General features: G+C 74.0%; 16 protein-coding genes, 1 pseudogene and 1 riboswitch. Of the genes and pseudogenes, 7 read left to right on the top strand and 10 right to left on the bottom strand.

Annotated features, from left to right (window positions below):
• Nucleotides 1-99: 99 nt before the first annotated feature.
• On the bottom strand, nucleotides 100-1,155 hold the full coding sequence (gene cobC, locus ACFYX4_RS00260; RefSeq protein WP_389323283.1) for an Rv2231c family pyridoxal phosphate-dependent protein CobC: 1,056 nt from the start codon (nucleotides 1,153-1,155) through the stop codon (nucleotides 100-102).
• A gap of 43 nt (nucleotides 1,156-1,198) precedes the next feature.
• Nucleotides 1,199-1,639 (bottom strand): annotated as a pseudogene (locus ACFYX4_RS00255) (cobalamin biosynthesis protein); the annotation flags it as partial.
• Between ACFYX4_RS00255 and ACFYX4_RS00250 the strand changes: the two are divergent.
• Nucleotides 1,640-2,368 (top strand): ZIP family metal transporter, encoded by a 729-nt coding sequence (locus ACFYX4_RS00250; protein ID WP_389323280.1) that lies wholly within the window; start codon nucleotides 1,640-1,642, stop codon nucleotides 2,366-2,368.
• A gap of 11 nt (nucleotides 2,369-2,379) precedes the next feature.
• Here the strand turns inward: ACFYX4_RS00250 and ACFYX4_RS00245 are convergent, their stop codons facing one another.
• The 7 genes from ACFYX4_RS00245 to ACFYX4_RS00215 form a co-directional block, all read right to left on the bottom strand.
• Nucleotides 2,380-3,945 (bottom strand): cobyrinate a,c-diamide synthase, encoded by a 1,566-nt coding sequence (locus ACFYX4_RS00245; protein WP_389323277.1) that lies wholly within the window; start codon nucleotides 3,943-3,945, stop codon nucleotides 2,380-2,382.
• A 37-nt stretch (nucleotides 3,946-3,982) separates the two neighbouring features.
• On the bottom strand, nucleotides 3,983-4,591 hold the full coding sequence (gene cobO / locus ACFYX4_RS00240; protein ID WP_389323274.1) for a cob(I)yrinic acid a,c-diamide adenosyltransferase: 609 nt from the start codon (nucleotides 4,589-4,591) through the stop codon (nucleotides 3,983-3,985).
• Nucleotides 4,591-6,657 carry a putative cobaltochelatase gene (locus ACFYX4_RS00235; protein WP_389323271.1) on the bottom strand — a complete coding sequence of 689 codons (2,067 nt, stop codon included), beginning with the start codon at nucleotides 6,655-6,657 and terminating at the stop codon, nucleotides 4,591-4,593. The genes cobO and ACFYX4_RS00235 overlap by 1 nt, the downstream gene beginning before the upstream one ends.
• A gap of 106 nt (nucleotides 6,658-6,763) precedes the next feature.
• A complete protein-coding gene (locus ACFYX4_RS00230) occupies nucleotides 6,764-8,272 on the bottom strand; it encodes a cobyric acid synthase (RefSeq protein WP_389323268.1) in 1,509 nt (502 codons plus the stop codon).
• Complete coding sequence (locus ACFYX4_RS00225) at nucleotides 8,269-9,282, bottom strand: cobalamin biosynthesis protein (RefSeq protein ID WP_389323265.1); 1,014 nt, start codon at nucleotides 9,280-9,282, stop codon at nucleotides 8,269-8,271. Before ACFYX4_RS00225 ends, ACFYX4_RS00230 begins: the two co-directional genes overlap by 4 nt.
• Nucleotides 9,283-9,381: 99 nt before the next feature.
• A riboswitch (cobalamin riboswitch) is annotated at nucleotides 9,382-9,535 on the bottom strand.
• 155 nt (nucleotides 9,536-9,690) lie between these two features.
• Entirely contained in the window at nucleotides 9,691-9,912 is a 222-nt protein-coding gene (locus ACFYX4_RS00220) for a hypothetical protein (protein WP_389323262.1), read from the bottom strand.
• Nucleotides 9,913-9,946: 34 nt separating this feature from the next.
• The gene (locus tag ACFYX4_RS00215) at nucleotides 9,947-11,185 is read right to left on the bottom strand and encodes an anion permease (protein WP_389323259.1); all 1,239 of its coding nucleotides are present in this window, start codon (nucleotides 11,183-11,185) and stop codon (nucleotides 9,947-9,949) included.
• Between the two features lie 173 nt (nucleotides 11,186-11,358).
• Between ACFYX4_RS00215 and ACFYX4_RS00210 the strand changes: the two genes are divergently transcribed.
• The 3 genes from ACFYX4_RS00210 to ACFYX4_RS00200 all read left to right on the top strand — a co-directional run bounded on the left by ACFYX4_RS00210 (nucleotide 11,359) and on the right by ACFYX4_RS00200 (nucleotide 14,920).
• A complete protein-coding gene (locus ACFYX4_RS00210; RefSeq protein WP_389323256.1) occupies nucleotides 11,359-12,033 on the top strand; it encodes a class II aldolase/adducin family protein in 675 nt (224 codons plus the stop codon).
• A 93-nt stretch (nucleotides 12,034-12,126) separates the two neighbouring features.
• A complete protein-coding gene (locus tag ACFYX4_RS00205) occupies nucleotides 12,127-13,245 on the top strand; it encodes an alpha/beta hydrolase (protein WP_389323253.1) in 1,119 nt (372 codons plus the stop codon).
• A gap of 238 nt (nucleotides 13,246-13,483) precedes the next feature.
• Nucleotides 13,484-14,920 carry a hypothetical protein gene (locus tag ACFYX4_RS00200; RefSeq protein ID WP_389323250.1) on the top strand — a complete coding sequence of 479 codons (1,437 nt, stop codon included), beginning with the start codon at nucleotides 13,484-13,486 and terminating at the stop codon, nucleotides 14,918-14,920.
• A gap of 49 nt (nucleotides 14,921-14,969) precedes the next feature.
• On the opposite strand, the gene ACFYX4_RS00195 is transcribed toward ACFYX4_RS00200, so the two are convergent.
• Complete coding sequence (locus ACFYX4_RS00195) at nucleotides 14,970-15,383, bottom strand: VOC family protein (protein ID WP_389323247.1); 414 nt, start codon at nucleotides 15,381-15,383, stop codon at nucleotides 14,970-14,972.
• Between the two features lie 254 nt (nucleotides 15,384-15,637).
• Here ACFYX4_RS00195 and abc-f point away from each other — a divergent pair, with 254 nt between their 5' ends.
• The 3 genes from abc-f (at nucleotide 15,638) to ACFYX4_RS00180 (ending at nucleotide 18,761) form a co-directional block, all read left to right on the top strand.
• Nucleotides 15,638-17,236: a ribosomal protection-like ABC-F family protein gene (gene abc-f, locus ACFYX4_RS00190; RefSeq protein ID WP_389323244.1), complete on the top strand. Its 1,599-nt coding sequence runs from the start codon at nucleotides 15,638-15,640 to the stop codon at nucleotides 17,234-17,236.
• A 335-nt stretch (nucleotides 17,237-17,571) separates the two neighbouring features.
• The gene (locus tag ACFYX4_RS00185) at nucleotides 17,572-17,793 is read left to right on the top strand and encodes a helix-turn-helix domain-containing protein (protein ID WP_004002281.1); all 222 of its coding nucleotides are present in this window, start codon (nucleotides 17,572-17,574) and stop codon (nucleotides 17,791-17,793) included.
• A gap of 164 nt (nucleotides 17,794-17,957) precedes the next feature.
• Nucleotides 17,958-18,761: an enoyl-CoA hydratase/isomerase family protein gene (locus ACFYX4_RS00180; protein WP_389323241.1), complete on the top strand. Its 804-nt coding sequence runs from the start codon at nucleotides 17,958-17,960 to the stop codon at nucleotides 18,759-18,761.
• Nucleotides 18,762-18,770 lie beyond the last annotated feature (9 nt).

Raw genomic sequence — 18,770 nt, 5'->3', positions numbered from 1 at the left:
CGACTCGGTTGGGATACACAGCCCGTCCGGCGTTTGAGGACGAGGCCCGTTCAGGGCCGATGAGGTGGTCCGGGGGCGGAGCCCCCGGGGCGCCCACCCTCAGGCGGAGGCCAGCACCCTCCCCAGCGCCCGTAGGAACCCTTCCGTAGTCCCCCGGTCCCGCACAGCCACCCGAATCCACTCAGCCCCCAGCCCGGGAAACGTGTCCCCCCGCCGCACCGCGTACCCCAACCCCCGCAACCGCTCCCGCACCACCCCCGCCCCAGCCACCCGCACCAGCACGAACGGCCCCTCCGCAGGCCCCACCACCCGCACCCCGTCCCCCGCGAACCCCTCCAGCCCCGCGACGAGACGCGCCCGCTCCACCGCCACCCGCCGCGCCGCGTGCGCCGCCTCCGCCACCGCCCGCGACGACACGCACGCCCGCGCCGCGGCCAGCGCCGGCGTGGACACCGGCCACAACGGCTGCGCCCGCTCCAGCTCCCGCACCGTCTCCGGCGCGCCGAGCACATACCCGATGCGCAGCCCGGCCAGCCCCCAGGTCTTCGTCAGGCTGCGCAGGACGACCAGGCCGGGCACGTCGGTCCGCGCGGCCAGGGCCTCCCGCTCACCCGGCACCGCGTCGATGAACGCCTCGTCGACGACCAGCGTCCGCCCGATCCGGGCCAGACGCGTGATGCTGTCCGCCGGGTGCAGCACCGATGTCGGGTTCGTCGGATTGCCCACGACGACCAGATCGGCGTCCTCCGGGACGGCCGCCGCATCGAGCCGGAAGCCGTCCTCCTCCCGCAGCAGCACCCGGCCCACACTGTGCCCGGCGTCCCGCAGCGCCGCCTCCGGCTCGGTGAACTGCGGATGCACGACCACCGGCCGGCGCACCTTCAAGGCGCGGGCGATCAGCACGAACGCCTCCGCCGCGCCCGCCGTCAGCAGCACCCGTTCCGGCGGCAGTCCGTGCCGCGCCGCCACCGCCGCCCGCGCCTCGCGCCCGTCGGGGTAGGCGGCGAGACCGGTCAGGGACGCGGCGATGTGCTCGCGCAGCCACTCCGGCGGGGTGTCCGCGCGGACGTTCACCGCGAGGTCGACCAGCGCCGCGCCGTCGTCACGCACCTCGGAGTCCCCGTGGTGCCGCAGATCATGACCGTCAGTGTGCATGGAAGTCCACGTGCCCTTCGTGCTGCTGCTGTCCGGAACCGTCCCCGGGCCCCGTCCGCCGTACGACGGCACAGGTCGCCCTTGCGGGCCGCCCGTCCGCGCGCTCCGACTTCCGCTTGGGCACGACGAGTTCGCCCCCGCCGGCCAGCGCCGCGGCCTCCGCGACGGACGGCGTGCCCACCGCGCCGAGCGGCGCGTCGGACGGGTTCGGCACCCGCACCGCCGCCAACTCCCCGGCGGAGTACGTCACCAGGGGCGCCCCGAGCCGCGCCGCCGCGCCGGCGACGCCGGGCTCGTCGCGCTTGCCGTCCACCGTGGCGAGCTCGGCCACGCGGCACGCGGACAGTCCCGCGTCCCGCAACGCGCCCTCGATCACGCCGAGCACCTCCTCGACCGACACCCCGGTGGACGCGCCGACGCCCACCACCAGGACGCCGGGGGAGCTGATGTGCGCGGCCGGGGCCCGATCGGATACCAAGGGCACATGGCGGTGTTCGTCGCGCTCGGCGCGTTCCTGATGACGTTGGCCGGCGGCTGGACGGCGCAACGCGTGACCGACCGCCGCCACCTGGTGCTGGGACTGGCCGGGGGCCTGATGCTCGGCGTGGTCGGCCTCGACCTGCTGCCGGAGGCCCTGGAGGCGGCCGGCACGGAGGTCTTCGGCGTCCCGGCCGCGCTGCTCCTCTTCGTGGCCGGCTTCCTGTTGGCCCATCTGGTGGAACGTCTGCTGGCCCACCGCAGGGCGGCCCACGGCGCGGAGGAGCACGACGGCCGCACGCCCGAGGTGGGCCTGACGGCCGCCGCGGCGATGGTCGGCCACAGCGCCATGGACGGCGTGGCGATCGGCGCGGCCTTCCAGGTCGGCGACGGCATGGGAACGGCGGTCGCGCTGGCGGTCGTCGCCCACGACTTCGCGGACGGCTTCAACACGTACACGATCACGAGCCTGTACGGGAACGCCCGCCGCAGGGCCCTGGCCATGCTGTTCGCCGACGCGGCGGCGCCCGTCGTCGGCGCGGCCTCGACCGCGTTCGTCACCATCCCCCAGCACCTGCTCGGCGGCTACCTCGGCCTCTTCGGCGGCGCGCTCCTCTACCTGGCGGCGGCCGAGATCCTCCCCGAGGCCCACCACGACCACCCCGCCCGCTCCACCGTGCTGTGCACGGTCGCGGGCGCGGCCTTCATCTGGCTGGTGGTGGGCCTGTCGGGCTGAGCCGCTCCCGCTCATGGCGTACGGCACCTCTCCACGAAGCGCCGGGCCACACCGGGCTCGCCCGCCCAGTGCGTGTGCAGGTAACTCGCGTGCACGCCCCCCTGCACGAAGCCCTCGACCCGACGCTGCGGGGTCCGCATCCCCCAGGCGGGCGTCGCCCCGGCCCCCGGCTCGACGACGGTCCGGTGGAACTCGTGCCCCCGGATCCGCGTCCCCGTGGCCGCCAGCACGCTGTCGCTCACGGCGACCGCGTCCCGGTAGCCGAGGGTGAGCCGCCCCGACATCCGCGCGGAGGCGTCGAGCACCCCGCACATCGGCAGCCCGTCCAGCTCCCGGCACAGATACAGCAGCCCGGCGCACTCGGCGGCGACCGGAGCACCGCTGAGGGCCAGCTCGGAAACGGCCTTGCGCAACGGCTCGTTGGCGGCCAGCTCGGCCGCGTACATCTCGGGGAACCCGCCCCCGACGACCAGCCCGGCGGTCCCGTCCGGCAACCGCTCGTCCCGCAACGGATCAAAGGTCACGACCTCGGCCCCGGCGGCAGCGAGCAACTCACTGTGCTCAGCGTAGGAGAAGGTGAACGCAGGCCCCCCGGCAAGAGCGACGACGACCTTGTCACCCGGGGTCGGTGTCTTCAGCCCGTCCGCTTTCTGAGCCAGGCCCGGTGTCTTCAGCCCGTCCGGCGATTGAGGACGAGGCCCGTCCAGGGCCGAAAGCGGGGGTCCGGGGGCGGCAGCCCCCGGGGACGATGGGGGTCCCCCCGCTCGAGCGAAGCCGAGAGTGGGGGAGGGAAGGGGCGGCGGGGGCGACCCACCAAGCACCTCAGCCGCATCCCAAGCCGCACAGGACAAGACTCCCGCACTCCGCGCAAGCCCCATCACGGCGTCAAGATCGCACCCGGAAGCCACCTGCGCCCCCATAGCCGCCACAGCATCCACCGCAGCCGCCCGCCGCTCAGCCACCGGCACCAACCCCAGATGCCGCGACGGCGTGTCCACCTGAGCCGTCCGCCGCAACACCCCCAGCACCGGCACTCCGGCAGAGTCCAACGCCTCCCGCAGCAACTCCTCGTGCCGGTCCGACGCCACCTTGTTCAGGATCACGCCCCCGACCCGCACCTCCGGGTCGAACGACACGAACCCGTGCACCAGCGCCGCCACCGACCGCGACTGCGAGGAGGCGTCCACCACCAGCACCACCGGTGCCCGCAGCAGCTTCGCCACATGCGCCGTGGACGCCAACTCGCCTTCCCCGGCGGCCCCGTCGTACATCCCCATCACACCCTCGACGACCGCCAGATCGCAGCCGCGGGCCCCGTGCGCGAACAGCGGGCCGACCGACTCGGGCCCGCACAGATACGCGTCGAGGTTGCGCCCGACCCGTCCGGTGGCGAGCGCGTGATACCCGGGGTCGATGTAGTCCGGGCCCACCTTGTGCGGGGACACGGCGAGCCCCCGCGCGGTGAACGCGGCCATCAGCCCCGTGGCCACGGTGGTCTTGCCGCTGCCGGAGGCCGGCGCGGCGATCACCAGCCGCGGAACGGACACCCCGGACGACGCGGATGACGCGGACGACACGGACGACACGGACGACGGGAACGACTTCACGACGACATCACCACTCGATTCCCCGCTGACCCTTCTGCCCCGCGTCCATCGGATGCTTCACCTTGGACATGTCGGTGACGAGATCGGCGAAGTCGACCAGTTTCTCGGGGGCGTTGCGCCCGGTGATCACGACGTGCTGCGTACCGGGCCGGTCCCGCAGCACCGCGATGACCTCGTCGGTGTCGATCCAGCCCCAGTGCAGGGGATACGCGAACTCGTCGAGCACGTACAGCTTGTAGCGCTCGGCGGCCAGGTCCCGCTTGACCTGCTCCCAACCCTCGCGGGCCTTCTCCTCGTTGCTGGCGTTGTCGCCCTGCGGGTCGCGCTGGATCCACGACCAGCCCTCGCCCATCTTGTGCCAGTCGACGGTGCCGCCCTCACCGCTGGCGCCCAGCACCCGCAGCGCGTTCTCCTCGCCGACCTTCCACTTGGCCGACTTGACGAACTGGAACACCCCGATCGGCCACCCCTGGTTCCAGGCCCGCAGCGCGAGCCCGAACGCGGCGGTCGACTTGCCCTTCCCTATGCCCGTGTGCACGAGCACGAGCGCCCGGTTCCGTCGCTGACGGGTCGTCAGCCCGTCGTCCGGTACGACGCTCGGCTGTCCCTGCGGCATTACGCGGCCCTCCTGTCGCCTTGAACTTCCCTGACCAGCCCGGCGATCGAGTCCGCCCGCAGTTCGTCGAGCGTCACCGCCGTACCTCCCAGCTCACCCGCGAGCCGCCCGGCGAGCCCCAGCCGCACCGGCCCCGACTCGCAGTCCACGACCACCGACGCGACGCCCTCGGCGGCGAACAGCCGGGCCGCCCGCCCCGCGAGCGCCACCGGCTCGGGGCCGCCCGTGGCCCGCCCGTCGGTCACCACCACGACCAGCGCCCGCCGCGCGGGATCCCGCAGCCGCTCCACCCGCAGCACGTCGTGCGCCCTCAGCAGCCCGGCGCCGAGCGGTGTGCGCCCGCCGGTCGGCAGCGCCTCCAGCCGGCCGGCCGCCGCGTCCACGGACGACGTGGGCGGCAACGCCACCTCCGCGGCCGTGCCCCGGAAGGTCACCAGGCCCACCTTGTCCCGCCGCTGGTAGGCGTCCAGCAGCAGCGACAGCACGGCGCCCTTCACGGCGCTCATCCGCTGCCGCGCCGCCATCGACCCGGAGGCGTCGACCACGAACAGCACGAGGTTCCCCTCGCGCCCCTCCCGGGTCGCCTGCCGCAGATCGTCCCGCCGCACCACCAGCCCCGGCCCCGACCGCCCGCGCGAGCGCTGATGCGGTGCGGCCGCCTGCACGGTCGCCGCCAGGTGCAGCTTGGTGAGCGCGCCCCGGGGCCGCCGGGACCCCGTGGTCCGCCCGTGCTCGGTCCGCGCCCGCGAGCGACGCCCGGCGGCGCCCTCACCGATGCCGGGCACGCTCAGCACCTTCGTGCGGAACGGCTCGGCGGCCTGCACGGCGGACCGCCCGCCGGCCCCGGCGCCGCGCGGCCGGCCGCCATCGCCCTCGCCTCCGGACTCGGGCTCGGAGGGCTCGGGCTGCGCGGTTTCCTGGGGCTCGTGAGGCTCCTGGGGCGCGTCGTTCGACGGCGGTTCGCCGCCCTCGGGCCCGCCCTGCGGGGGCAGTCCGCCGCCGCCCGGCCCGTCCGGATCCGGGTCCTCGCCGTCGCCCTCGTCGACGTCGCTGCGGTCGGCGAACTGCTCCAGCGTCTCGTCGAGCTTGTCCTCGTCCAGACCGGGCGCGTCGAACGGGTTGCGCCGCCGGCGGTGCGGCAGCGCGAGCAGCGCCGCCTGCCGTACGTCCTCCGCCTCCACGTCGGTCCGGCCGGCCCACGCCGCCAGCGCCGTCGCCGTCCGCGCCATCACGATGTCGGCGCGCATGCCGTCCACCTCGAACGCCGCACAGGTCGCCGCGATCTGCCGCAGCGCCCCGTCGCCGAGCCGCACCTGCGGCAGCAGCTCCCGCGCCGCCACGATCCGTGCCCGTACGTCGGCCTCTTCCCGCGCCCAGCCCGCCGCGAAGCCCGCCGGGTCGTCGTCGTAGGCGAGCCTGCGCCGGACGACCTCCACCCGCTGCTCGGGCTCGCGGGAGGCGGCCACCTCGACGGTCAGGCCGAACCGGTCCAGCAACTGCGGCCGCAGCTCGCCCTCTTCGGGGTTCATCGTCCCGACGAGCAGGAACCGGGCGGCGTGCCGCACCGACACGCCCTCGCGCTCGACGTACGAGGCGCCCATCGCCGCCGCGTCCAGCAGCAGGTCGACGAGATGGTCGTGCAGGAGGTTGACCTCGTCGACGTAGAGGATCCCGCGGTGCGCGTCGGCGAGGAGGCCCGGCTCGAACGCCTTCACGCCCTCCGCGAGCGCCCGCTCGATGTCCAGCGCGCCCACGAGCCGGTCCTCCGACGCGCCGACGGGCAGCTCGACCGTGCGCGAGGGCCGCGTCGCGCCCGCCCCCGCCTCGTGCGGACCGTCCGGGCAGCCGGAGTCCGGGGCGGCCGGGTCGCAGGAGAAGCGGCACCCGGGCACCACGGCCACCTCCGGCAGCAACGCCGAGAGCGCCCGCACCGCCGTCGACTTGGCGGTGCCCTTCTCCCCGCGCACCAGGACGCCGCCGACCGCCGGGCTCACCGCGTTGAGGAGCAGCGCCAGGCGCAGGTCGTCCTGTCCGACGACGGCCGTGAACGGAAAGGGGGCGGTCACGTGGCGATCACTCCTTCGGACGCCGGATCGGCGTCGGCGGTCGGCGAATACGGGGACACACGGTGAGGGCCGGACACCTGCTGAGGGCCGGACTCGCGCTGAGGGCTCATGCGGGCGCTCCCGGCGGGACGAACGGCAGTCCCGACGGCGCGCCCGACTCGATGAGCCGCCACAGCGCGTCGGTGTCCGCGTGCTGTTCGATCAGGTCGCCGAGCCGGTCGAGCTGCTCCTCGCGCAGCGCGCCGAACGAGGTGTCGGGGGCCGGCACGAACCGGCGGCCCGCGGCGGCGGCCACCTCGCGCAGGAAGGCGCGCCGGAAGCCGTCCGACTCCAGCGAGCCGTGCCAGTGGGTGCCCCAGGTCTGTCCGACGCGGCAGCCGTCCAGGAAGGGCTCGCCCCCCTCGACGGAGGCGACGCCGTGATGGATCTCGTACCCCTCGACCCGCTCGCCGAGGGCCACGCCCACCGGCCGGGTCAGGGTCTTCTCGCGGGCGAACCGCACCCGCACGGGCAGCAGGCCGAGCCCCTCCACCTGCCCGCGCCGGCTCTCCACCTCGTCCTCGATGTGCTCGCCGAGCACCTGGAAGCCGCCGCAGACGCCGAGGATCGGCCGCCCCTCGGCGGCCCTGCGCCGCACGGCGTCCGCGAGTCCGCGCTCGTGCAGCCACTCCAGCGCCCGCACGGTCCCCCTGGTCCCCGGGATCACCACGAGGTCGGCGTCGGCCAGCTCCTCCGGCCGGTCCACGAACCGCACCACGACCCCGGGCTCGGCGGCGAGCGCGTCCACGTCGGTGAAGTTGGACATCAGCGGGACGGCGCAGACGGCGACGCGCAGCACGTCCTCGCCGACGGGCGGGGCGACCACGGACTCCCGCACCGTGCCCCGCAGCGACACCCGCAGCCCGTCCTCCTCGTCGATCCCGAGCCCGTGCCGGAACGGCAGCACCCCGTACGTCGGCCGCCCGGTGAGCCCGCGCAGCATGTCGAGGCCCGGCTCCAGCAGCGAGACGTCGCCGCGGAACTTGTTGACGAGGAACCCGGCGACCAGTTCCTGGTCCTCGGGGGAGAGCAGGGCGACGGTCCCGAAGAACGAGGCGAAGACGCCCCCGCGGTCGATGTCGCCCACCACCAGCACGGGCAGCCGCGCGTTGCGCGCGAGCCCCATGTTCACGAGGTCGGTCCGCCGCAGGTTGATCTCGGCCGGACTGCCCGCCCCCTCACAGATCACCGCGTCATACGTGCCCCGCAACTCGGCGAGGCACTCCAGCACGGTCCCCAGCAGCTTCTGCCGACGCCCGCCGTGGTAGCCGCGGGCGCTCATCTCCCCGACGGGCTTCCCGAGCAGCACGACCTGACTGCTCTGCTCGCCGCCCGGCTTGAGCAGCACGGGGTTCATCAGCGCGGTCGGCTCCACCCGGCAGGCCTGGGCCTGCATGGCCTGGGCCCGCCCGATCTCGGCGCCCTCCCGCGTCACGAACGAGTTCAGCGACATGTTCTGCGCCTTGAACGGCGCCACCTTCACGCCCTGCCGCACCAGCCACCGGCAGATGCCCGCCGTCACGACGCTCTTCCCGGCGTCGGAGGTGGTGCCGGCGACGAGGAGCCCCCCGCTCATGACGCACGCCCTTTCGATCCAGCAGCCGTTATGGCTGCCGTTGTGGCTGTGGCTGTGGCTGTCGCTTTGGTTGTCGCTGCCGCCGCGACGGCGCGTGCGGCGGCCGTGACGCCGAGCGCCAGCAGGCCGACGCGGCGGGAGAGCCGCGCGGCGCGTTCGATGTCCCGGGGCACGACGGCCCGCCCGGCCGCCCCGTTGAGCACGGGCCGGTGCTCGACCCGGCCGCCGTAGGAGAGCGTCCCGCCGAGCCGCACGCCGAGGGCGCCCGCGAAGGAGGCCTCCACCGGGCCGGCGTTGGGGCTCGGATGCTTGCGGGCGTCGGCACGCCAGGCCCGTACGGCGCCCCGCGGATCGTCTCCGGCGAGGGCCGCCAGTACGGCGGTCAGCCGCGCGCCGGGCCAGCCGGCGAGGTCGTCGAGCCGGGCCGAGGCCCAGCCGAAGCGCAGATGACGGGCCGACCTGTGGCCGACCATCGCGTCCAGCGTGTTGACGGCCCGGAACCCGAGCAGTCCCGGCACCCCGCCGACGGCTCCCCACACGAGGGCTCCGACCACGGCGTCCGAGGTGTTCTCGGCGACCGACTCCACCACCGCGCGGGCGATCCCGTCGGCGTCCAGGGCCTGCGGGTCCCGCCCGCACAGATGCGGCAGCCGCTCCCGCGCCGCCTCGACGTCGCCCGCTTCGAGGGCCCGCCCGATGAGCCGGGCCTCGCGCACGAGGGAGGTGCCCCCGACGACGGCCCAGGTGGCGGCCCCGGTCAGCGCGACGGAGGCGGCGGGGGAGGAGCGCACGGCCCGCGTGGCGAGCGCTCCGAGCGCCACCGCGCCCCCGGCGCACACGGCGGTGTGCAGCGCGCCCCATCCGCGGTGGTCCCGCCACAGCACCCGCTCCACACCGGCGGCGGCCCGTCCGAACGCGGCCACCGGATGACCGCGGCGCGGATCGCCGAGGAGCAGGTCCCCCAGGAGGCCGGCGGCGGCGCCGTACGCGTGGACGCGATCGGCACCCATGGGCTCAGCCGACCGCAGGGTCGGGGAACGGCCTGGTGCTGGACCTCGAACGGCAGCCGGGCATGGCGATATGTCCTCACTCAGGGTGTCCGCGCCCTGGTTCGACGAGTCCGACGACGAGAGTTCCTGGCTTCCGGGGGCTTGGCTGCCCCGGTGACAGTGGCGGGACCGCGCCGGATTCGCACCGGCTTCCTCTTCTGCCGCCGTACATGGCCTTGGCAGTCCACCACGGGCGCGGAAGGGCAGTCAACTTGCTGTTGACCTGCGACGGGGTGGTGTGCAGAACCCCACACGCCCTCCGGTCGCGGGCTCACGGCGCACGCACGCGCGTGAGGCGCGGGACGGCGAACCGTCCCGCGCCCCGGGCGCTGTGCGCGTCGCGCCGGTCAGACGCCGGTCAGACGACGATCAGATGACGATCAGCGAGATGCCGTACGCCACCGCCACCGCGCAGGCCGCGAAGCAGGCGTACGCGCCGGTGACCGCGAGGGCCGCCGAGTCGCCCTGGGCCTCGGCCCGCTCGCGGCGGGAGAGGCCCATGATGCCGAGGGTGAACAGGCCGACGAGCGCCACGGTGACCACCAGGCTGACGCCGAAGACGGAGCCGAGGGCCGCCCAGTCGATCTTCATACGGTTTCTTCCTTCGTACCGGGGTGGGCGGGGCTCAGACGGAGGTGGTCGCGGCCGACGGGGCCGACTCGGTCGCCTGGGCCGGGATGGTGGCCGTCAGCTCGTCGGCGACCGTGCCCGCCGGGGGCGGGGTCACTGCGGCGATCGCCTGGGTGACGACGCCGGCCGGCTCGTCGGTCTCGTTGACGTTGGTGTGATCGACGACCTCGCGGCGGGAGATCTTCCAGATCGCGGCGCTGGAGCCGACCAGGAAGACCGCGACGAGCGCCGTGCCCCAGTCGCCGAAGCCCGTCACGTACTCGGCGATCGCGCCGACCAGGGCCGCGGCCGGGAGCGTCAGGCCCCAGGCGACGAACATGCGGGTGGCGGTCGACCAGCGCACGACGCCGCCCTTGCGGCCGAGGCCCGCGCCCATGACCGCACCGGAGACCGAGTGGGTGGTGGAGAGGGAGAAGCCGAGGTGGGACGAGGCCAGGATGACGGTGGCCGCGCTGGTCTGGGCGGCGAAGCCCTGCTGCGGCTGGAGGTCGGTCAGGCCCTTGCCCATGGTGCGGATGATGCGCCAGCCGCCGAGGTAGGTGCCGAGCGCGATCGCGATGCCGGCGGAGAGGATGACCCACATCGGCGGGTCGGAGTCGGGGGCGACGGCGCCGCCGGCGACCAGGGCGAGGGTGATGATGCCCATCGTCTTCTGCGCGTCGTTGGTGCCGTGGGCGAGGGAGACCAGGCCCGCGGAGGCGATCTGGCCGGCCCGGTAGCCCTTGTCGGCGGCCTTGCCGTCGGCCTTCTTGCCGAGCGCGTACGACAGCCGGGTGGCGAGCATCGCGGCGATGCCCGCGACGAGCGGGGCCGCGACCGCCGGGATGAGGACCTTGGTGACGAGCGCGTCACCGTGGACCGCGCCGACGCCCGCGGAGGCGACGGTGGCGCCGATCAGACCGCCCATGAGGGCGTGCGACGAGCTGGAGGGCAGTCCGACCAGCCAGGTCAGCAGGTTCCAGAGGATCGCGCCGACCAGCGCCGCGAAGATGACCTCGGGGCGGATACCGGTCTCGTCCACGAGCCCCTTGGAGATCGTGTTGGCGACCTCCACGGAGAGGAAAGCACCCACAAGGTTCAGCACGGCGGACATGGCCACCGCGACCTTGGGCTTGAGCGCACCGGTCGAGATGGTCGTGGCCATCGCGTTGGCGGTGTCGTGGAAACCGTTCGTGAAATCGAACGCGAGAGCGGTTACCACCACAATCGCGAGGATCAGCGAGAAGCTTTCCATTTACCCAGGCAATCGTTCGAGCGTCATTGGCGGGATGAACGTAAGTAACCTGAGTGAACGGAAGGTGAACTGGGGCGGGCATCGTGGTGTCCGCACATGGCGGGAGTGGTTCCGCTTAGCCGCCGCCCGCCCCGGAGACCCCCGCTGACCCCCGCTCCTGCGAGGATCGCCGCATGGATCACGGCATGGATCACGGCATGGATCACGGCTCGGTGGCGGCCGCCTGGGAGGCGCTCGTGGCGACGGCCCGGCGCAGCGTCGCCGACGGCCTGGTCGTCGGCACCTCCGGCAACGTCTCCGTCCGCGTCGGCGACACCGTGCTGGTCACCCCGTCGGGCGTGCCCTACGACCGGCTGACGCCGGACGACGTCACCGGCGTGGACCTCGACGGACGGCGGGTGCTCGGCACGCTCGTCCCCACGAGCGAACTGCCCATGCACCTGGCCGTGTACCGCACGACGGACGCCCGCGCCGTCGTCCACACCCACGCCGTGCACGCCACGGCCGTCTCCACCCTCGTGACCGAACTCCCCGCGGTCCACTACATGGCCGCGGCCCTCGGCGGACCCGTACGGGTCGCCCCCTACGCCGCGTACGGCACCGACGAGCTGGCCGAGAACACCGTCCGGGCCCTCGCCGGCCGCACCGGCTGCCTCCTGCGGAACCACGGCGCGCTCACCTACGGCGCCACCCTCGACGAGGCCTACGACCGCACGGCCCAGCTGGACTGGATGTGCCGCCTGTGGCTGACGGCGTCCTCCGTTCCCGGCCTGACCCCGACCCTCCTCACGACGGACCAGCTGACGGAGGCGGGGGAGCGGCTGCGCGGGTACGGCCAGCGGGGCTGAGGGGGACCCGTGGCACCAGCGGGGGAGAGACCCGTAGCGCCGGCCGGTGAGAGACCACTGGCCGGTGACGGGATCCGCCGGGACACTGGACGGGTGCGCACTGTCACCGCGACGGCCGCCGCCGTCTCCGCAGCCCTCGCCGCCGGCGCCGCCAGTGTCGCCGCCGGCCGGCTCGCCAGCGACGCCGCGCTCAAGGCGCCGCCCGGCCGCCCCCTGCCCACCGAACCCCGGCTCACCGTGCACGGCACGGCCGACGGGCGGATCACCCTGACCCGCCATCTGGCCGCCCTGCGCCCCGGCGCGTACGGCCTCGCGGGCGACGGCTCCCACGCGGTCGTCGGCCCCGTCCTCACCGACGCCCCGCACTCCGCCGACACGGTCGTGCGCCGCCTGGACCGCGTCACCCACGGCACCCTGAGCGCCGGAGACGCCGTCTGGCTCACCCCGAACCTGTACGTCGGCAACCCGAGCGGCGCGCTCGGCCTCGACCACGCCGACGTCGACGTCCCCGGCGAACTCGGCGCGCTGCCCGCCTGGTTCGTCCCCGGCGCGCGCCGCACCTGGGTCATCGCCGTGCACGGCCTGGGCGCCACCCGGGAACACGCCCTCAACCTCACCGGCTTCCTGCACGGCCGCCGCTTCCCGGTGCTCGCCCTCGCCTACCGCGGCGACCTCGGCGCGCCCCGCTCCCCGGACGGGCTGAACCACCTCGGCGAGACCGAGTGGCGCGACCTGGACGCGGCGATGCGGTACGCCGTCCGCTACGGCGCCGAACGTTTCGTCCTGCTCGGCTGGTCCACCGGCGCGACCATGGCCCTGCGCGCCGCCGCCCGCTCGGGCCTGCGCCACCTGGTCGCCGGGCTGGTGCTCGACTCCCCGGTCCTCGACTGGCAGGCGACCCTGCGCGCCCTCGCCACCGCCCGCCACACCCCTGGCCCGCTGCTGCCGCTGGCGGTGCGCGCCGCCCAGGGCCGCACCGGCCTGCGCGCCGACCCGACCACGGACCCGGCCCGCCTCCAGGCCCCCACCCTGATCGTGCACGGCCCCGACGACACCGTCGCCCCCTGGTCGGCCTCCCGCACCCTCGCCGCCCGCCGCCCCGACCTGGTCACCCTCCACACCGTTCCCCAAGCTCCCCACGCCGCCATGTGGAACGCCGACCCCACCGCCTACGAGGAGGCGCTCCGCCGCTTCCTGACCCCGCTGATGTAGAGCGCGGCGAGCGGCCCGCCGTCGTCCCCCTCGCCGCCCCGCGGCCACCTCCCGCCGTCCCCCCTGCCGCACCCCGCTGCACCCCGCTCCACCTGGCCCCCAAGGTTCCGTTCAAGGCCGTACCACTGGCCGGATCGCTTCTCTCCAGGCCTCTCGCGACCCCGTGCGTTGGCCAGTCCCCCGGCCCGTCGTGACATTCCGTTTGGGTTTTCGGACCGTCAACCGGAAGACTGCACCCGTGACGTCCCGTATCCCGCGCGACTCCAGGCTTCGACTCGTCCGCCCGCGACCCCTGGCCGCCGCCCCCTCAGCTGTGAACCAGCGGCGCCCGCGCCGCCCCGCGCCCCGCCCGCCGGAGGGCACCCCCGCCCCGGCGGAGCTGGCCAGAATGGCACGCTCGGGTCTGGCCTCCGCCGCCCGCGTCGCCCGCTGGGCCGACAACGCCCTCGGCCCCGGCCGCGACGCGGCGACCGACGGCAAGGCCACCCTCTCCGACGCCACGGCCGAACGGGCGGCGAGCGACCTGGGCCTGACCCTCACTCAGGTCCGCGCCGACTGGGACACCGCCCGCCTCGCCGGCCTCGTCGAGGTGCACGGCGACAGCGCCCGCTCCAGCTGGCGCCTGCGCGCCTGGGACCGCGACGACAGCGCCGTCCTGCGCGGCTGGGTCGCCCTCTTCGACGCCTGGTCCCTCGCCCTGCCGGAATCCCGGGAACTGGAGTCCGCCGCCGTCGCCGAGGTCGTCTCGGCCATGCCCCAGGTGCTCTCCTTCCTCCAGCTGTCCGCCGGCCCCGTCCCCGTGGACCAACTCCTCGACCTGCTCAGCCAGCGCGTCACCGAACTGCGTACCGCCCGCTGCGAGGTCCCCTACGGTCCCGAGGCCGTCGCCGCGGCCCCCGAGGCCCCCCGCCCCGCCGTCGCCGTCGCCGACCAGGCGGAGCCCGCGCAGGACGCCGAACTCGCCCCCCTCCTCGACTGGGCCCTGCGCGCCCTCGCCTCGGTGGGCGCCCTCACCTGCGGCGACGGACACGCCACCCTCACCCCGCTCGGCAACTGGGCGGTCTGGGTCAAGCTGGAGCAGATCTGCGTCGCCGCGCAGAGCCCCGCCGGCAACATCGAGCAGTCCGCGGAGGACATGCTCCGCGGCTGCGCCCAGCTGCGCCCCAACGCGGCCCGCGCCGAGTACCGCGCCTGGCTCGCCGCCCGCCCCGTCGGCAGCGCCGTCACCGAACTGCTGTCCGCCGCCCGCGGCGAGGACGCCCTGCTGCGCGGCCTCGCCTTCGAGGCGCTGCGCGTGGTCGGCGCCCCCGCCGAGCACGACGTCCGCGTCGTCGTCGAGGACCCCGCCCTGCGGCCCTACGCCCTGCTCTGGCTCGCCGAGCACGACGGCGTGGACCCCGAGGACGCGCACGAGGTGCTCACCCGCGAGGAGGCCACCTGGCTGTGGGTCGACACCGCCGCCGCCGTCGCCGACCACGGCGAGGCGCCCATGCTCGTCAGACACCTGGAGTCCGCCCTCCAGCCGACCGTCCCCGCGCTCCTCGCCGAGGTCCGCGCCGTCGGTCATCCGCGCACCGTGCAGGTCCTGGTGGCGCTCGCCGCCGCGCACCCCGACCCGGCCCTGGCCAAGGCCGTCCGCCGGGCCGCCTTCCAGGTGCACACCGGCGGCAGCTGAGCCGCGGCCGAGCGGCCGGCCGAGCAGGGGAAGGACGCCCGGCGGGCCCTCAGCCCCGTATCTCGGGCGCGTATGTGCCGAAGCTCCAGATGTTGCCCTCGGCGTCCCGGGCCATGTAGTCGCGAGAGCCGTAGTCCTGGTCCGTCGGGGGCATCAGGATCTCCGCGCCGTGCTCCACGGCCCGCCGGTGGTGGGCGTCCACGTCCTCCACCACGACGTACACCCCCGTCGGGCCCGCGTCCTTCATCACCGAGTCGAAGACCCCGCCCGTGCCCTTCGAGCCGACCATCACCGCGCCGTTGCCCTGCACCAGCTCGGCGTGCGCCACCGTCCCGTCGTCCCCCTCGTGCACCGCCGGCGCCGCGAACCCGAAAGCCTCCGTGAGCTGCCGGATCGCCGCCTTCGCGTCCCGGTACAGCACCGTCGGGTAGATGCTCGGACGCCCGCCGTCCGTCCCTGCCATACCGATCACTCCCTCGTGATCCCTGTCGGTCGTGTCACCCGCTCCGTGTCGGGAATGTCACCCACCGCCCAGTCTGGCACCCACCACTGACAACGCCCCCGGACGAGGCCGCGGGGAGATCGAACACCCGAACCCCGGAAAACTGGTTGCACAACCCCGTTAGACTGACCCCATGGCCATTCTCCTCGCGCATTAGACAGCGGGAACGTCCTCAGCCGCCCACCCGCCACCTTTCCCCGCCCTGGAGTCTGTCCGTGATCTCCGCCTCCGGCATCGAGCTGCGCGCCGGTGCCCGCATCCTCATCGAGAACGCTTCCTTCCGCGTCGCCAAGGGCGACCGCATCGGCCTGGTCGGCCGCAACGGCGCCGGCAAGACCACCCTCACCAAGGTCCTCGCAGGCGAGGGCATGCCCGCCGGCGGCACCGTCACCCGCTCCGGCGAGGTCGGCTACCTCCCGCAGGACCCCCGCACCGGCGACCTCGACGTCCTCGCCCGCGACCGCATCCTCTCCGCGCGCGGCCTCGACGTCCTGATCCGCAAGATGCGCGAGAACGAACAGCGCATCGCGAGCGGCCAGGGCGCCACCCGCGAGAAGGCCCTGAGGCAGTACGAGCGCCAGGAGACGGAGTTCCTCACCAAGGGCGGGTACGCCGCCGAGGCCGAGGCCGCCACCATCGCCGCCGCGCTCAACCTGCCCGACCGCGTGCTCGGCCAGCCCCTGCACACGCTCTCCGGCGGTCAGCGCCGCCGCGTCGAACTGGCCCGCATCCTGTTCTCCGACGCGGACACCCTGCTCCTCGACGAGCCGACCAACCACCTCGACGCCGACTCCATCGTCTGGCTGCGGGACTACCTCAAGACCTACCGCGGCGGCTTCATCGTCATCAGCCACGACGTCGACCTGGTCGAGACGGTCGTCAACAAGGTGTTCTACCTGGACGCCAACCGCTCCGAGATCGACGTCTACAACATGGGCTGGAAGCTCTACCAGCAGCAGCGCGAGGCCGACGAGAAGCGCCGCAAGCGCGAACGCGCCAACGCCGAGAAGAAGGCGGCGGCCCTGCACTCCCAGGCCGACAAGATGCGCGCCAAGGCCACCAAGACGGTCGCCGCGCAGAACATGGCCCGCCGCGCCGACAAGCTGCTCTCCGGCCTGGACGCGGTCCGCGTCTCCGACAAGGTCGCCAAGCTCCGCTTCCCGGAGCCCGCGCCCTGCGGCAAGACCCCGCTGATGGCGGAGGGCCTGTCGAAGTCGTACGGCTCGCTGGAGATCTTCACCGATGTCGACCTGGCCATCGACAAGGGCTCCCGGGTCGTCATCCTCGGCCTGAACGGCGCCGGCAAGACGACCCTGCTGCGGCTGCTCGGCGGGGCGGAGCAGCCCGACACCGGCGAGGTCGTCGCCGGCCACGGTCTCAAGCTCGGGTACTACGCGCAGGAGCACGAGACCCTCGACCCGGAGCGCACGGTCCTGGAGAACATGCGTTCCGCCGCCCCCGACCTGGATCTGGTCGAGGTCCGCAAGACGCTCGGCTCGTTCCTGTTCTCCGGCGACGACGTCGACAAGCCCGCCGGCGTGCTCTCCGGCGGCGAGAAGACCCGGCTCGCGCTCGCCACCCTGGTGGTCTCCTCGGCGAACGTGCTGCTGCTCGACGAGCCCACCAACAACCTCGACCCGGCCAGCCGCGAGGAGATCCTCGGGGCCCTGCGCACCTACAAGGGCGCGGTCGTCCTCGTCACCCACGACGAGGGCGCCGTGGAGGCGCTCCAGCCCGAGCGGATCATCCTGCTTCCCGACGGCGTCGAGGACCTGTGGGGCGCCGACTACGCGGATCTCGTCGCCCTGGCGTGACCGAAAGCGTGATCCACGGCGTATGGATCATTCGGCCTATCGGTGATCCATCATCTGTGTGAGATCTCCTCGTATCGAGGTGTGTCCTACATCCATTTCGCGGCCGATCCTCCCTTCGACGGAGGATCGGCCGTCGCGCGTCTCTGACCTGGGACTTCGCGGAACAACCCGTTCGGCCGTACGAACATCACCGCCTGGAAGCGGAGGTTCCGCTTGTGGGTACGCACTCCTGTCGTCAAAACCATGTCGCACGGACCTTGCCGAATGGGTGGCCATCGGGGCCCGGAGGGGTGATCATGAGGGGACCAGAGCGCACTTCCCATGAGGAGGCACGGGTGGCCGAGACTCTGAAGAAGGGCAGCCGGGTGACCGGCGCCGCGCGCGACAAGCTCGCGGCAGACCTGAAGAAGAAGTACGACTCCGGTGCGAGCATCCGGGCGCTGGCCGAAGAGACCGGCCGCTCGTATGGCTTCGTACACCGGATGCTCAGCGAGTCGGGCGTCACGCTCCGTGGGCGTGGCGGGGCGACGCGGGGCAAGAAGGCCGCCTCGTCCTGACCCGGGCGGCTCCACCGGGCTTCTGCGGTGGCCACCCGGTCGGTCTCTTCCCAGGCCTTTGAGAGGGGCCCGGGGGGACCACCAGGTCGGCCGGGTGGTTACTGTGCAGTCACTTAGCACCGCTCACAGCATGCTCTGCTGACCGCACCCACCGGAGGCGCCCCATGGCTTCGCCCGACCAGGAACTCGTTCCCCTGCTCGACAAGGACGGCGTACGGCTCACCGTCGACGACACGCTCGCCACGGTGACGCTGACCAGTCCGGCCAAGCGCAACGCGCAGAGCCCCGCGATGTGGCGTGCGTTCGCCGAAGCCGGACGTCAGCTGCCGGGCTCCGTCCGTGTGGTCGTGCTGCGCGGCGAGGGCAAGTCCTTCTCCGCCGGGCTCGACCGGCAGATGTTCACGCCCGAGGGGATCGAGGGCGAACCGTCCTTCATCGAACTCGCGCGCAGTGGCGACGCCGAACTCGACGCCGCCATCGCGGAGTTCCAGGAGGGCTTCACCTGGTGGCGGCGCAACGACATCGTGTCGATCGCCGCCGTGCAGGGGCATGCCATCGGCGCGGGCTTCCAACTCGCGCTCGCCTGTGACCTGCGCGTCGTCGCCGACGACGTGCAGTTCGCCATGCGCGAGACGAGCCTCGGCCTGGTCCCGGACCTCACCGGCACGCACCCCCTCGTCTCCCTGGTCGGCTACGGCCGCGCCGCCGAGATCTGCCTCACCGGCCGCTTCGTGCACGCGGAGGAGGCGGTGAGCTCCGGCCTCGCCAACATCGCCGTACCGGCGGCGGACCTCGACGCGACGGTCCGCGAGCTGGCGGCGGCGATCCTGGCCGCCCCGCGCGAGGCGGTCATCGAGACCAAGGCGCTGCTCCGCGGCGCCGCGGACCGCACCTACGACGAGCAGCGCGGCGCCGAACGCGCCTCGCAGGCCCGCCGTCTGCGGGACCTGGCCGGCCTCGGCGAGTGAACGGCCCGG

It is taken from the genome of Streptomyces sp. NPDC002328 (assembly GCF_042890065.1).
GTDB lineage: Bacteria > Actinomycetota > Actinomycetes > Streptomycetales > Streptomycetaceae > Streptomyces.
The sequence above is the reverse complement of the archived record's forward strand: the minus strand, read 5'-3'. Positions and strand labels throughout refer to the sequence as shown.